The following is a 12198-nucleotide window of genomic DNA, read 5'->3' as shown; positions in this document are numbered from 1 at the left end:
ATATAACCAAATTCAGCGGTGAAATGCGGATACTTTAACGTGAAATCTTTGTTAGAAAACCTTCATCGTTTTATTTTTTACGTACCTTTGTACCATAAACAAATATGAATAACTGCGAAAGCATTAATTTAATACATTATGGGAAGATTAGGAATGCCCGAAATTATTGTCATCCTTGTGATTGTTTTGTTATTATTCGGAGGTCGTAAAATTCCGGAATTAATGAAAGGACTGGGCGCTGGTGTTAAAGAATTTAAAGACGCTGCCAAGGGAGAAGATAAAACAAAAGCTGAAACCAAGACAGAAGAAAATAAATAGTCTCCTGACGCCACATTACAACGATTTGTTCGTTATAAAAATCACTGTTTTCAAGAGCAGTGATTTTTTTTTACTTTTTTTTATTTTTTCACGCAACCCTTTTCTTTTTTATGCATCTTCCTATTGCTTGCTATGAAGAAGAACATACTATTTTGTTCCCAATTGCAGTTTTATATTGTAGAATTGCAAAAAAATAATCCCAAGTTCGGTTTCGAATTTGGGATTATTGCTTTTATAGCACCAACGTCAATTGAATGCGTTTTCGAACCTCATCAACCTCCAAGACTTTTACCTGAACATGTTGGTGCATTTTGACGACTTCATTCACATCGGAGACAAAGCCGTCTTTCAATTGGGAAATATGCACCAAACCACTTTCTTTGATGCCGATGTCGACAAAACAACCAAACGCAGTGATGTTGTTTACAATTCCAGGTAAAATCATGCCGGAACGCACATCGGCAATGGTTGTAACATTAGGATCAAACTCAAATACCTTAGCGGCTTTTCGCGGATCCAATCCGGGTTTTTCCAATTCTTTTAAAATGTCTTTAATCCCCAAAATTCCAACGGTGTCGTTGACATAATGCTCTGGCTTTATTTGGGCAATCTTGGCTTTATTTGCAATTAACTCGCCCACTTGAATTCCTAAATCTTTGGCCATTTTCTCGACCACTTTATACGATTCGGGATGCACCGCCGAATTATCCAAAGGATTTTTCCCGTCTTTGATGCGAATAAAAGCGGCGGCTTGTTGAAACGCTTTGTCGCCCAATCGAGGGACTTTTTTTAATTGATTACGATCTTGAAAGGGTCCGTTTTCGGAGCGGAATTTGACAATGTTTTCAGCCATTTTTTCACCGATACCACTCACATAACTCAGCAACGATTTGCTCGCCGTATTAATATTAATCCCAACCGCATTCACACATCGCATGACGGTATTGTCGAGTTCTTCTTTTAACTTCACTTGATCCACATCGTGCTGGTATTGCCCAACGCCTATGGACTTAGGATCGATTTTGACCAATTCGGCCAAAGGATCGCACAATCGGCGCCCAATGGAAACGGAACCCCGCACGGTAACATCATAGGTCGGAAACTCTTCGCGGGCTATTTTACTGGCCGAATACACGGATGCCCCAGCTTCAGAAACTACAAAAACCTGAACGGGTTTGTCAAAAGCGATTTTCTTAATGAAAAACTCTGTTTCTCGACTGGCTGTTCCATTACCGATGGAAATCGCTTCAATGTTGTACGCATTGACCATGGATTTTATTTTTTTCATAGCCATAGCCGTTTCGTGTTGGGGCGCATGCGGATAAATCGTTTCGTTGTACAACAAGTCCCCTTTTTCATCCAAACACACCACTTTACAGCCCGTTCGAAAACCGGGATCGATCGCCAAAACGCGTTTTTCACCCAGGGGAGAGGCAAGTAACAACTGCCGTAAATTTTCGGCGAAAACGGCAATCGCTTTGGCATCGGCTTTTTGCTTGGCCTCTTGTAAGGTTTCGTTGGAAATGGCGGGTTCTAATAAGCGTTTGTAACTGTCTTTGATGGCTAGCTGTATATGAGGTGTTGTATCGTTGTGGCGTTTGATAATAGCGTCCTCTACCATAGCGATAGCTTCATCTTTGTCGAGAGTGACTGAAAATTTGATACATCCTTCTGCCTCGGCACGCAGCATGGCTAATAAGCGATGGGAAGGCGTTTTGGACAAGGGTTCAGACCAATCAAAATACTGGGCAAATTTTTGAGCGTTTTCGTCGGTATCTTTTCCTTTGACCACTTTGGTCGTAATGACGGCTTGTCGTTGAAATTGACGTCGCAGTTGTTTACGCACAAACAGGTTTTCGTTGATCCATTCGGCGATAATGTCGCGTGCGCCTTGAAGAGCATCGTCTTCGTTGATCACATTTTTGGTCAAATAATTGGAAGCCAAATAGTCAATGTCGGCGGCATTTTGTGCCATGATAATTTTGGCAAATGGTTCCAAACCGTTTTCGCGAGCGATATCCGCTTTGGTTTTCTTCTTCTTTTTGAACGGCAAATACAAATCCTCTAACTCACTACTATCAAAACTTTTTTCAATTTTTGCTTGAAGTTCGGGATGTAATTGCCCTTGTTCGGCGATACTGGCCAAAATACTTTCCTTGCGTTTGATGAGTTCGTCGAACTGCTTTTTGAATTTGGCAATTTTTTCGAGCACGACCTCATCCAGGTTGCCGGTTTTATCTTTTCGATAACGCGCAATAAACGGAATGGTACAATCTTCTGAAAGCAATTGTAGCGCTGCTTCAATGTTTTTGGTGGCGACTTCAGGAAGTTGTAATTGATGTTGAATAAAAGAAATACTGTTCATACGAATGCGAGCAAACGCCTTTCTACGTTTGAAAAAAGAATACAAATTTAGGAGCTAAATGTACATAAAAAAGCGGGGGAGAAAAACGAAAATTCAAAAGGAGAAAAACAAGCTTTACCTTAAACCGGCTGCGTTAGGGGGTGAGGGATTGTTGGAGCTCTCCCGAAGATACGCTGCTTTTGAAAAACAAAATCGACTATCGGGAAGCGACTCCCTAACACCCGGCCCCGAAGTAGGGAATAGGATTATGTAAGCCAACATTCATTGAGGGGAAACGCCCAAAAAATTATACAGGAGAAGACCTTTGATAAATCTGTAATCCCAATTGAATGTAAAAATATCCGACGGGAATATTGGTGAGTAGCAGCACTATGGCGCCGGCTACAGGCTGACGGTATTCCGGTTCGGTAAACAAAAGTTGCAACAATCGAATGCCGAAGTAACTGTTTAAAAACAACATGCTGATGATGTAAAACAAACTGAGGTAAATGACCTGTCCGCAAGGGTTGTAGTAATACCAAACCATCAAACCAGTACCCAACAATAAGGTGAGTAATACCACAAATCGGGTAGCTCGGATGATATCGGGAGTGGTTTTTAGGGAGTTGAACATGGGTTAAGAACAGGCTATTTTTTGAACGCGGTTTTGATGTCGACCGCCTTCAAAAGGGGTTTCTAGAAAGGTAGCCACCATTTCAACGGCTTGAGGAATAGCGGTGAATCGGGCGGGAATACTGATGATGTTGGCATCGTTGTGCTGACGAGCTAATGCGGCAATTTCTTTGGTCCAACAAAGGGCTGAACGAATCGCTTGGTGTTTGTTGACCGTCATATTGATTCCGTTACCTGAACCACAAATCACGATTCCGAAATCGGCACGCCCTTCGGCAACATCTAAAGCCACGGGATGGCCAAAATCGGGATAATCTACACTGGCATCGGTGTCGGTTCCATGATTAATCACTTCATGGCCTTGGGATTGTAGCCAATGCACAATCGCTTTTTTATAATCGGGTCCGGCGTGGTCGTTTCCTATTGAAATGCGCATGGGGTAATCGTTGTATTTAGGTCTTATAAATCGTTGAACAAAGTTAGGGAATAAATGTGCGCTACGGGTTATATTTGTTAAAAACTTTACGACATGGAATTTGAAGCAATTTTGGAAACGTTTAAGGATCATGCGATTGGCTACGGACCCCACGTAAAAATCCCTGTAGAAGTATATCAAAACATGCTCGAATCAAGCAAAGACAAACGCGTCATTTGTACTATTAATACGACGGTAATTTTACATTCGGCCTTGTTACAAAAATCGGGCATGTATTTTATTTTACTAAACCAACCTTTGGTGAAAAAGCAAAAGTGGAATATAGGAGATCGATTAATGATTCATTTAGCGCCCGATGATTCGACGTATGGAATGCCTATTTCAGAGGAATTTCAAGAAGTTTTGGCGAGCGATCCTGAAGGGAGTGATTGGTTTCATGAGTTAACGCCAGGAAAGCAACGTTCGCTTCTTCATATAATTAATAAAATAAAAAGTTCACAGCTAAAAATTGAACGAAGTTTTGTGATTTTGGAACATCTAAAAAGGCACCAAGGAATGGTGGATTATCAAATTCTAAATCAAGACATTAAAGCGTTTCGTGAAAAAATGAAATTTTAATATTATACTGATAATCAATGTTTTAATAAAATTATTTTTAACGATGTTGATATCATTTTACAATAGCCTGATTTTCAGTTAACTTTAAATTAACATTTGTTGTTGATAATTTTGAAAAGAAAATTAGAAGTTTTTTCAAAGGGAAACTTAATTTTTATAAGCAAAAATTTCAGGGAGAAATCCAATGAAAGTTTTGCCTTTTTTTTGGAAAATTATTGACATCAAAAAATAGGTTTTCAACAGTTTTTTGGAAAAAAAGTTATGCGAAAAAAAGCAAGGAATAACCTTATTGACAGCTGTTAATAAAATCTAAAAATTTCATCATTTTAAGCTACTTAGGTTTTTGAAAAGCTGTTCATAAAACAGTATAATTTTCGATAACTTTTTGAAAAAATAAAAAGCCGAAAAGTTTTACCCCTTATCAACACCCTATAATAACCATCATAAATTTTAGAAATTTTTAAAAAATGAATTTGTTGTTTTTAAAAGGTGTTGAAAACTTCACTGAATTTAAAAAATGTTAAACGATATGAAGTGGGTTGTTTAAATGGTCGATTAGTTTTTGAACGCGTGCGGTATCGTTGGGATGTACTTTGAGACGAATGCCGCCGAATGCAATACTGGCAAAGGGGTCAACGGAAACAATTGTTTCGTTTTCGAAAAAATGTGGAATGTTTTCTCGATCCAAGAGTGTTTTTAAAATATAGGTTTCTTGCGGTAAATGAAAGATAGCAACGGTAATAAAATCTTTCATAAGTGACTGATTTTGGGAACTCAAAGGTAGTTGTTTTTCACCCCGAATATGTTATTTTCCTATTAAATATTGGCTTTTTCCCCAGCAACTGAATTGTATTTCGTAATTTTCAACCGTAAAAGAAAAATGAAGTATGCCAAGAAACCGAAAAAATCTTGGGAAGAAGAATAAAACTTTTTCCGAGAAAATTTTTAAAATTCTATCTAAAAGTCCGAATAAACCGTTTAATTACAAACAGATTGCCGCTATTTTAGAGCTTGATGATACCAAAAGTCGCAATGAAATCATCAAGGACTTAAAAATTCTTGCCTCTCAGAAGGTGATAACTGAAATTGAGCCTGGGAAATATATGATTCCTTCCGATCATCAAGAATATTACGAAGGAACTATCGATATGACTACGCGAAAAACAGCGTATTTTATTTGTGATGAATTAGAAGACGATGTATTTATTCCGTTTATCAACTTAAATCACGCTTTACATGGCGATCGCGTAAAAGTATATGTTTACAATAAACGTGCCTCTCGAAAACCGGAAGCAGAAGTAGTAGAGATACTCGAACGTGCAAAATTGGAGTTTGTAGGGGTCGTCGATGTACAAAAGAATTTTGGTTTTGTCACGACGGCCAATCCAAAAATGTATACCGATATTTTTATTCCAAAAAATAAATTAAATGAAGCGCAACATGGCGATGTGGTGTTGGTTCGCTTGGAAGATTGGCCCAAAAAAGCGGATTCCCCTTTTGGTTCGGTGATCAAAGTTTTGGGTAAACCCGGGGAACATGATACAGAAATTCATGCGATTCTAGCCGAATACGGGCTACCTTACGATTTTCCTATTGAAGTAGAAGCTTATGCGAATAAAATTGATACTTCGATTACTGCTGATGAAATCGCAAAACGAAGAGACATGCGCGGTATACTTACATTTACAATAGATCCACGCGATGCCAAAGACTTTGATGATGCCTTATCGTTTCAAGTATTAGCCAATGGAAATTATGAAATTGGAGTACATATTGCCGATGTTTCTCATTATGTAAAAGAAGGAACGATTTTGGACGAAGAAGCTTACAAACGAGCTACTTCAGTGTATTTAGTGGATCGTGTGGTTCCCATGTTACCCGAAGTATTATCCAACTTTGCTTGTTCGTTGCGTCCTCATGAAGAAAAATATACGTTTTCAGCGGTTTTTGAATTGAATAATAAGGCAGAATTAGTGAATCAATGGTTTGGACGAACGGTAATTTATTCTGATCAGCGTTTTGCCTACGAAGAAGCCCAGCATATTATTGAAACAAAATCGGATGTTATTCCCGCGAAAACATCGTTAACAGGAAAGGATTATCAAGTACCTGCTCCTATTGTTGAAGCGGTTTTAACCTTGCATGATTTGGCTAAAATTTTACGTCAAAAACGAATGGCTGCCGGAGCGATTTCCTTTGATAAAGTAGAAGTGAAGTTCAATTTGGATGAAAATGACGAACCGACTGGGGTATATTTTAAAGTTTCTAAAGAAGCCAATTTTTTGATTGAGGAATTTATGTTACTCGCCAATCGAAAAGTGGCTGAATTTATTGGCAAACAAAAGAAAACTTTTATTTATCGGATTCACGATGAACCCAATGAAGATAAATTAATTGGACTTCAATCGGTGATTTCTAAATTTGGGTATTCGATTAATTTTAAAACCAAACAAACGATTTCCAAGTCGTTGAATGATTTATTGGCTGAAGTCAACGGTAGAAAAGAACAAAATTTAGTCGATACTTTGGCGATTCGAGCCATGAGCAAGGCCCGTTACTCTACCGAGAATATTGGGCATTACGGACTTGCATTTGATTTTTACAGTCATTTTACTTCGCCCATTCGTCGTTATCCAGATGTGATGGCGCATCGTTTGTTGCAGCATTATTTAGACGGCGGAAAAAGTGCCGATGAAGAAGCTTTTGAAGAAAAATGTGAGCATTCGACCGATATGGAAATATTGGCAGCCAATGCCGAACGTGATTCGGTGAAATATATGCAAGTCAAATACATGAAAGAACACATGGATCAAGAGTTTTTAGGGGTAATTTCTGGCGTAACCGAATGGGGAATTTACGTTGAAATCATCGAAAACAAATGTGAAGGAATGGTTCGAATTCGCGATATCAAAGAGGATTATTATGTTTTTGATGAGAAACAATACGCCTACATCGGTGAGCAATACAAAGGCATGTTGCAACTGGGTGATGAAGTTTTTGTGAAAGTGAAAAACGCCGATTAGGTAAAAAAACAATTGGATTTTACCTATTTACGCAAAAAGGAATAATTCTTGTAACAATTCGTTTTTATTTTAAATGTAAACTGTGATGAAAAAATTGATTCTTTTGGCTTTCGTTTGTACATCGATTGCAAAGGCACAAATCGAAAAAAAAGTCGGTGATTTTACCAAAGTGACCGCATTTGATCAAATTGATGTTTTATTAGTTCCTGGAAAAGAGGATAAAGTGGTACTCACAGGTAAAGAAGCTTCTTCGGTGGAAGTTGTCAATCGCAATGGGGAGTTGAAAATACGAATGCCTTTAACCAAAATGCTGTCGGGTGAATCGGTTTCAGCGACTGTGTATTATACCCATTTAGAAGCGGTAGAAGCCAATGAAGGTTCGCATATTGGTGGTGATACTGTCCTAAAAACCACTTTTTTTGAGGTAATTGCTAAAGAAGGTTCACAAGTAAAATTAAAGTTAGAAGTTTCCAAATTAACTGCGCGTACAGCCAATGGTTCGATAGTAGAATTACGTGGATTTGCCAAAACCCAAGAGGTAATTGTCAATTCTGGGGGACAATACGAAGCTAAAGAGCTTCGCACTGAGCAAACTACGATAACAGGAAATGCCGGTGGAGACGCTGAGATTTATGCTTCCGAATGGGTAGATGCCAAAATACGTGCGGGAGGAAACATTGTTATTTATGGCAACCCTAAGCAAATTAACGAAAAAACCATCGCTGGAGGGAGCATTCGACAGGCGAATTAGTTAGGGAAATTTGCTTTTTCTGTGAAAAAGAATACCTTTACTTTTTAAGTGAATTAAGCCATGCTCAACGATATTTTAGCGGCCATACCTTGGGGATTTTTACTTGCCTTTACGATTGGGCCTGTTTTTTTTGTTTTATTAGAAACGAGTATTACCAAAGGTTTCCGTGCCGCTATGGTGTTTGATGCTGGGGTGGTTTTTGGTGATTTAGTTTTTATTTTAATCGCTTATTTTAGTACCAATCAAATCCTTGAACGCCTCAAAGATGATCCTGGTTTATTTATATTTGGTGGGGTAATTATGCTTACGTATGGTATAATTTCATTCATCAAAGAGAAAAAGAATTTCTTAAAAAAACGGGACGAAGAACAAGTAGAAGAGGACAATATTCCCAAAAACAATTACTTAGGTTTATTTTTCAAAGGCTTCTTTTTGAATTTTATCAATATTGGGGTGTTGGCGTTTTGGATGGGAATAATCATCGTATTTGGTCCCAAATTAAATATGGAAACCGATCGAATTATTTTATTTATTACGGTAATTATTCTAACTTATTTTGCCGTTGATATTTTAAAAATAATGGTGGCCAAACAATTGAAATCCCGACTTACCCCAAATAATATTTATAAGATAAAGCGGGTAATTAGCGTTATCCTAATGATATTCGGTAGTTTTTTAATCGTTCAAGGGTTTTTCCCCAACGAAAAAAAGATGATCGAACAACAATTAGGAATTGGTAAAACGCTTGAAAATGCTACGAATTCTCCATAGTTTATTTCTTTTTGTATCCTTTTTCAGTTTTGCACAGAAGGATACTTTGTCAATAATTAAACACACTTCGGAATGGATTGTGAACCAGGATTCTCGTATTGTTTATCGTGGGATGCCAAATAATTTTAGTATTGAAGTTCCTAATTCGCTATCCTTTACTGTTTCGGGAAAAGAAGTTAAATCAACGTCAAAAAATACCTTTGAAGTAAATCCAGGTGCAGGTTCTGAACTCAATATTTCCATTCAAATAGTTTTAAAAAATAAAACCCGAAAAGAAGAAGTTTTTGTATTTAAAATTAAAAATATTCCTGTTCCACTAACTTCATTAAATTATAATAAAGATTCTTTTTTACGGATGAGTAAGAACAATTTGAAAGAAGCCGTTGTTCGTATATTCTTTGAAGATAAAAACTTGGATTTTAAGTTCAATATTATTGAATTTACTTTAAGGATACCCGGTCAAAAAGCCATTGTGGTACAAGGAAATACAATTACAAAAGCTGTATTTGAACAAATCAATAGATATGCGGGAAAAGGAGATGACTTATTGATTTCTGATTTAAAAGTGAAATTAGGTCTTAATTTTAATGTTAGAATGTGTAAATTCTCTCCAGTCTTAATAACTATTTTATAGTAAAAATTTGTATATTAAAAACATTTCTTTCTTATTTAGAAATTGCTTGCCTTACGTTTTAAATACACTAAATTTACTTTTTTGTCATTTATTTAGAGGCATCGCCCGTCCCGAAGCTTCGGGAGAACCGAGAAGGCGGTTTTGTAATCATTATTTTTCAATAAAAAAACGGCTCTGAAATGAGAGGTTTAAAGTAAGAGTCGCCCGTCCCGAAGTTTCGGGAGAATCGGAGTACGCGTTTTTGCAATCATTATTTTTAATAAAAAAACCTCTCAGAAATGAGAGGTTTTATTTAGAGGCATCGCCCGGATTCGAACCGGGGTACGCGGTTTTGCAGACCGATGCCTAGCCACTCGGCCACGACGCCTTTTTAGTAAGGGTAGCAAAGATAAAGTAAAAAAAAATCAATATCCAAATTCCCGCCTTCAATTTGTAGCGTAAAATAAACTTATTTACTACTAACTTCGGTATTCTTCCATGACGATGGTGACCGCTTCCACATCGCCACCAATGGGAGGATTCAGTTTGGAAACCGCCAAAATGATCCGCGATACCGAGGGTATTTCTCTAAAAATACGTTCAATAATACGTTGTGCTACATGCTCTAATAATTTCGAACGAATTGCCATTTCCTCAACGACGATGCGATTAAGTAACACATAATCAACGGTATCGATTAATTCATCGGTTTGGGCTGATTTGCGTAAATCGGTTTTTACTTCCAAATCTACCCGATAATCACTTCCAATTTTTGCTTCTTCCGGTAAACAACCATGAAAAGAAAACGTACGGATGTTTTGTAATTTAATTGTTCCCATTTTTATTTCGGTGCCAATTTTCAAATTGACGAATTAAACATATCTTTGCTAAAATTAAGAAATTTCTATGTCTACCGAGGAAAAATCACTCAATTTTATCGAGCAAATCATTGAAGACGATTTAAACAACGGCTTATCAAAAGATAAACTTCGTTTTCGTTTTCCACCCGAACCCAATGGCTATTTGCATGTGGGGCATGCTAGTGCGATTTGTTTGAATTTTGGCTTAGGTTTGGACTATAATGCGCCCGTTAATTTGCGTTTTGACGACACCAACCCTTCCAAAGAGGAACAAGAATATGTAGATGCCATCAAGCGCGATGTGCAATGGCTTGGATTCCAATGGGATCGCGAGTGTTACGCCTCTGATTATTTCCAACAATTGTATGATTGGGCGGTAGCTTTAATACAAAATGGGAAAGCCTATGTCGATAGCCAAACTTCGGAAGAAATGGCCAAACAAAAAGGAACTCCCACACAACCCGGTACAGATTCTCCGTTCCGAAACCGTTCGATTGAAGAGAATTTAGACTTGTTTACCCGCATGAAACAAGGTGAATTTCCGAAAGGAACCCATGTTTTACGCGCAAAAATTGACATGTCTTCTTCCAATATGTTGATGCGTGATCCGATTATTTACCGCATTATGCATGAACATCACCACCGTACAGGCAACGATTGGTGTATTTATCCTATGTATGACTGGGCGCACGGGGAAAGTGACTATTTGGAGCAAATTTCCCATTCGTTATGCACCCTAGAATTTTTACCACATCGCGAATTGTACGATTGGTTTTTGAATCAAATTTATGATGAATCAAAAGTTCGTCCAAAACAACGTGAATTTGCCCGAAGAAATCTTTCCCATACCGTGGTTTCCAAACGGAAGTTACTTCAATTGGTCGAAGAAAAACATGTTTCAGGATGGGATGATCCTCGCATGAGTACTATCTCTGGAATGCGTCGTCGCGGTTATCCTCCCATGGCTATTCGAAACTTTGCCAAAACCATTGGAATTGCCAAACGTACCAATCTTATCGATGTATCCTTATTAGAATTTTGTGTTCGTGAAGAGTTGAATAAAACTTCCGATCGCGTTATGGCTGTCCTTAATCCAGTGAAATTGGTGATTACCAATTATCCTGAAGGTCAAGAAGAATGGTTGGATGCTGAAAACAATCCCGAAGCTGACCCGATGACCTATCGTAAAGTTCCTTTTACTAGAGAGTTATATATTGAAAGAGAGGACTTTAAAGAGGAAGCCGATAAGAAGTTTTTCCGACTAACCTTAGGAACAGAAGTACGTTTAAAGAACGGATACATCATTAAAGGCGAAAAAGTAATTAAAGATGCCAACGGTGAGATAACTGAAATTCACTGTACGTATGATGCCGATAGTAAATCGGGAAGTGGAACTGAAGCGAGTATGCGTAAAGTAAAAGGAACTATACATTGGGTGTCTATTCAGCATGCTTTACCTACAGAAGTTCGTATTTACGATCGTCTTTTCACACATGAAAACCCTGATGGCGATAAGGAAGTGGATTTTAAAACTTACATCAATCCCAATTCATTGCAAGTGATCACCGGATATTTAGAACCGAGTCTGAAACATGCGCAACCTGGAATGTCGTATCAATTTCAACGCTTAGGCTATTTTTGTGTGGATACCGATTCAACCCCTGAAAAATTAATTTTTAATAAAACAGTGGGCCTTCGAGACACATGGGCAAAAATTGAAAACAAAGAATAATTTTCATCAGTAAAAACAATAGAAAACCCGATACAGCATCGGGTTTTGTTATTATTATAAATACTTATTTTATAAATAATTTTCATCAGTAATTACTAT

At 37.7% G+C, this 12198-nt stretch carries 12 protein-coding genes and 1 tRNA gene; 7 read left to right on the top strand and 6 right to left on the bottom strand.

Translation table 11 applies throughout. The features are described from left to right. Positions 1-138: 138 nt before the first annotated feature. Positions 139-318, top strand: coding sequence for a twin-arginine translocase TatA/TatE family subunit (gene tatA, locus O9316_RS00255; RefSeq protein WP_073360247.1), 180 nt, complete (start codon positions 139-141; stop codon positions 316-318). A 232-nt stretch (positions 319-550) separates the two neighbouring features. On the opposite strand, the gene O9316_RS00250 is transcribed toward tatA, so the two are convergent. The 3 genes from O9316_RS00250 to rpiB all read right to left on the bottom strand — a co-directional run bounded on the left by O9316_RS00250 (position 551) and on the right by rpiB (position 3731). Continuing rightward, the gene (locus O9316_RS00250; protein WP_298204033.1) at positions 551-2683 is read right to left on the bottom strand and encodes a Tex family protein; all 2133 of its coding nucleotides are present in this window, start codon (positions 2681-2683) and stop codon (positions 551-553) included. A gap of 286 nt (positions 2684-2969) precedes the next feature. Continuing rightward, positions 2970-3296, bottom strand: coding sequence for a hypothetical protein (locus O9316_RS00245; RefSeq protein ID WP_298204032.1), 327 nt, complete (start codon positions 3294-3296; stop codon positions 2970-2972). Positions 3297-3299: 3 nt separating this feature from the next. Further along, the gene (rpiB, locus tag O9316_RS00240; protein ID WP_298204031.1) at positions 3300-3731 is read right to left on the bottom strand and encodes a ribose 5-phosphate isomerase B; all 432 of its coding nucleotides are present in this window, start codon (positions 3729-3731) and stop codon (positions 3300-3302) included. A gap of 93 nt (positions 3732-3824) precedes the next feature. On the opposite strand from rpiB, the gene O9316_RS00235 reads away from it, so the two are divergent. Further along, positions 3825-4349, top strand: a complete 525-nt coding sequence (locus tag O9316_RS00235; RefSeq protein WP_298204030.1) for a YdeI/OmpD-associated family protein — start codon at positions 3825-3827, stop codon at positions 4347-4349. Between the two features lie 520 nt (positions 4350-4869). Here O9316_RS00235 and O9316_RS00230 read toward each other — a convergent pair. Continuing rightward, positions 4870-5103, bottom strand: a complete 234-nt coding sequence (locus O9316_RS00230) for a DUF2007 domain-containing protein (protein ID WP_298204029.1) — start codon at positions 5101-5103, stop codon at positions 4870-4872. A gap of 133 nt (positions 5104-5236) precedes the next feature. Here O9316_RS00230 and rnr point away from each other — a divergent pair, with 133 nt between their 5' ends. The 4 genes from rnr to O9316_RS00210 all read left to right on the top strand — a co-directional run bounded on the left by rnr (position 5237) and on the right by O9316_RS00210 (position 9528). Next, a complete protein-coding gene (gene rnr, locus O9316_RS00225; protein ID WP_298346826.1) occupies positions 5237-7372 on the top strand; it encodes a ribonuclease R in 2136 nt (711 codons plus the stop codon). Positions 7373-7457: 85 nt separating this feature from the next. After that, positions 7458-8123, top strand: a complete 666-nt coding sequence (locus O9316_RS00220) for a head GIN domain-containing protein (protein WP_298204027.1) — start codon at positions 7458-7460, stop codon at positions 8121-8123. 60 nt (positions 8124-8183) lie between these two features. Further along, positions 8184-8894: a LysE family transporter gene (locus O9316_RS00215; RefSeq protein ID WP_298204026.1), complete on the top strand. Its 711-nt coding sequence runs from the start codon at positions 8184-8186 to the stop codon at positions 8892-8894. Continuing rightward, positions 8875-9528, top strand: coding sequence for a GldM family protein (locus O9316_RS00210; RefSeq protein ID WP_298204025.1), 654 nt, complete (start codon positions 8875-8877; stop codon positions 9526-9528). The genes O9316_RS00215 and O9316_RS00210 overlap by 20 nt, the downstream gene beginning before the upstream one ends. Positions 9529-9824: 296 nt before the next feature. On the opposite strand, the gene O9316_RS00205 is transcribed toward O9316_RS00210, so the two are convergent. Beyond that, positions 9825-9895: transfer RNA gene (locus O9316_RS00205), tRNA-Cys, on the bottom strand. A 91-nt stretch (positions 9896-9986) separates the two neighbouring features. Continuing rightward, positions 9987-10346, bottom strand: coding sequence for a dihydroneopterin aldolase (folB, locus tag O9316_RS00200; RefSeq protein ID WP_298204024.1), 360 nt, complete (start codon positions 10344-10346; stop codon positions 9987-9989). Between the two features lie 67 nt (positions 10347-10413). Between folB and O9316_RS00195 the strand changes: the two genes are divergently transcribed. Then, positions 10414-12099 carry a glutamine--tRNA ligase/YqeY domain fusion protein gene (locus tag O9316_RS00195; protein ID WP_298204023.1) on the top strand — a complete coding sequence of 562 codons (1686 nt, stop codon included), beginning with the start codon at positions 10414-10416 and terminating at the stop codon, positions 12097-12099. Positions 12100-12198: the final 99 nt, after the last annotated feature.

The organism is Flavobacterium sp., assembly GCF_027533505.1.
Lineage (GTDB): Bacteria > Bacteroidota > Bacteroidia > Flavobacteriales > Flavobacteriaceae > Flavobacterium.
This window is presented reverse-complemented; position numbering and strand designations above follow the sequence as displayed.

Excerpts from the sequence above, each read along its gene's own strand:
- O9316_RS00195 (WP_298204023.1), top strand. The coding sequence starts at position 10,414 with ATGTCTACCGAGGAAAAATCACTCAATTTTATCGAGCAAATCATTGAA.
- rnr (WP_298346826.1), top strand. The coding sequence starts at position 5,237 with ATGCCAAGAAACCGAAAAAATCTTGGGAAGAAGAATAAAACTTTTTCC.
- O9316_RS00220 (WP_298204027.1), top strand. The coding sequence starts at position 7,458 with ATGAAAAAATTGATTCTTTTGGCTTTCGTTTGTACATCGATTGCAAAG.
- O9316_RS00250 (WP_298204033.1), bottom strand. The coding sequence starts at position 2,683 with ATGAACAGTATTTCTTTTATTCAACATCAATTACAACTTCCTGAAGTC.
- O9316_RS00245 (WP_298204032.1), bottom strand. The coding sequence starts at position 3,296 with ATGTTCAACTCCCTAAAAACCACTCCCGATATCATCCGAGCTACCCGA.
- O9316_RS00235 (WP_298204030.1), top strand. The coding sequence starts at position 3,825 with ATGGAATTTGAAGCAATTTTGGAAACGTTTAAGGATCATGCGATTGGC.
- tatA (WP_073360247.1), top strand. The coding sequence starts at position 139 with ATGGGAAGATTAGGAATGCCCGAAATTATTGTCATCCTTGTGATTGTT.
- O9316_RS00230 (WP_298204029.1), bottom strand. The coding sequence starts at position 5,103 with ATGAAAGATTTTATTACCGTTGCTATCTTTCATTTACCGCAAGAAACC.
- rpiB (WP_298204031.1), bottom strand. The coding sequence starts at position 3,731 with ATGCGCATTTCAATAGGAAACGACCACGCCGGACCCGATTATAAAAAA.
- O9316_RS00210 (WP_298204025.1), top strand. The coding sequence starts at position 8,875 with ATGCTACGAATTCTCCATAGTTTATTTCTTTTTGTATCCTTTTTCAGT.
- folB (WP_298204024.1), bottom strand. The coding sequence starts at position 10,346 with ATGGGAACAATTAAATTACAAAACATCCGTACGTTTTCTTTTCATGGT.
- O9316_RS00215 (WP_298204026.1), top strand. The coding sequence starts at position 8,184 with ATGCTCAACGATATTTTAGCGGCCATACCTTGGGGATTTTTACTTGCC.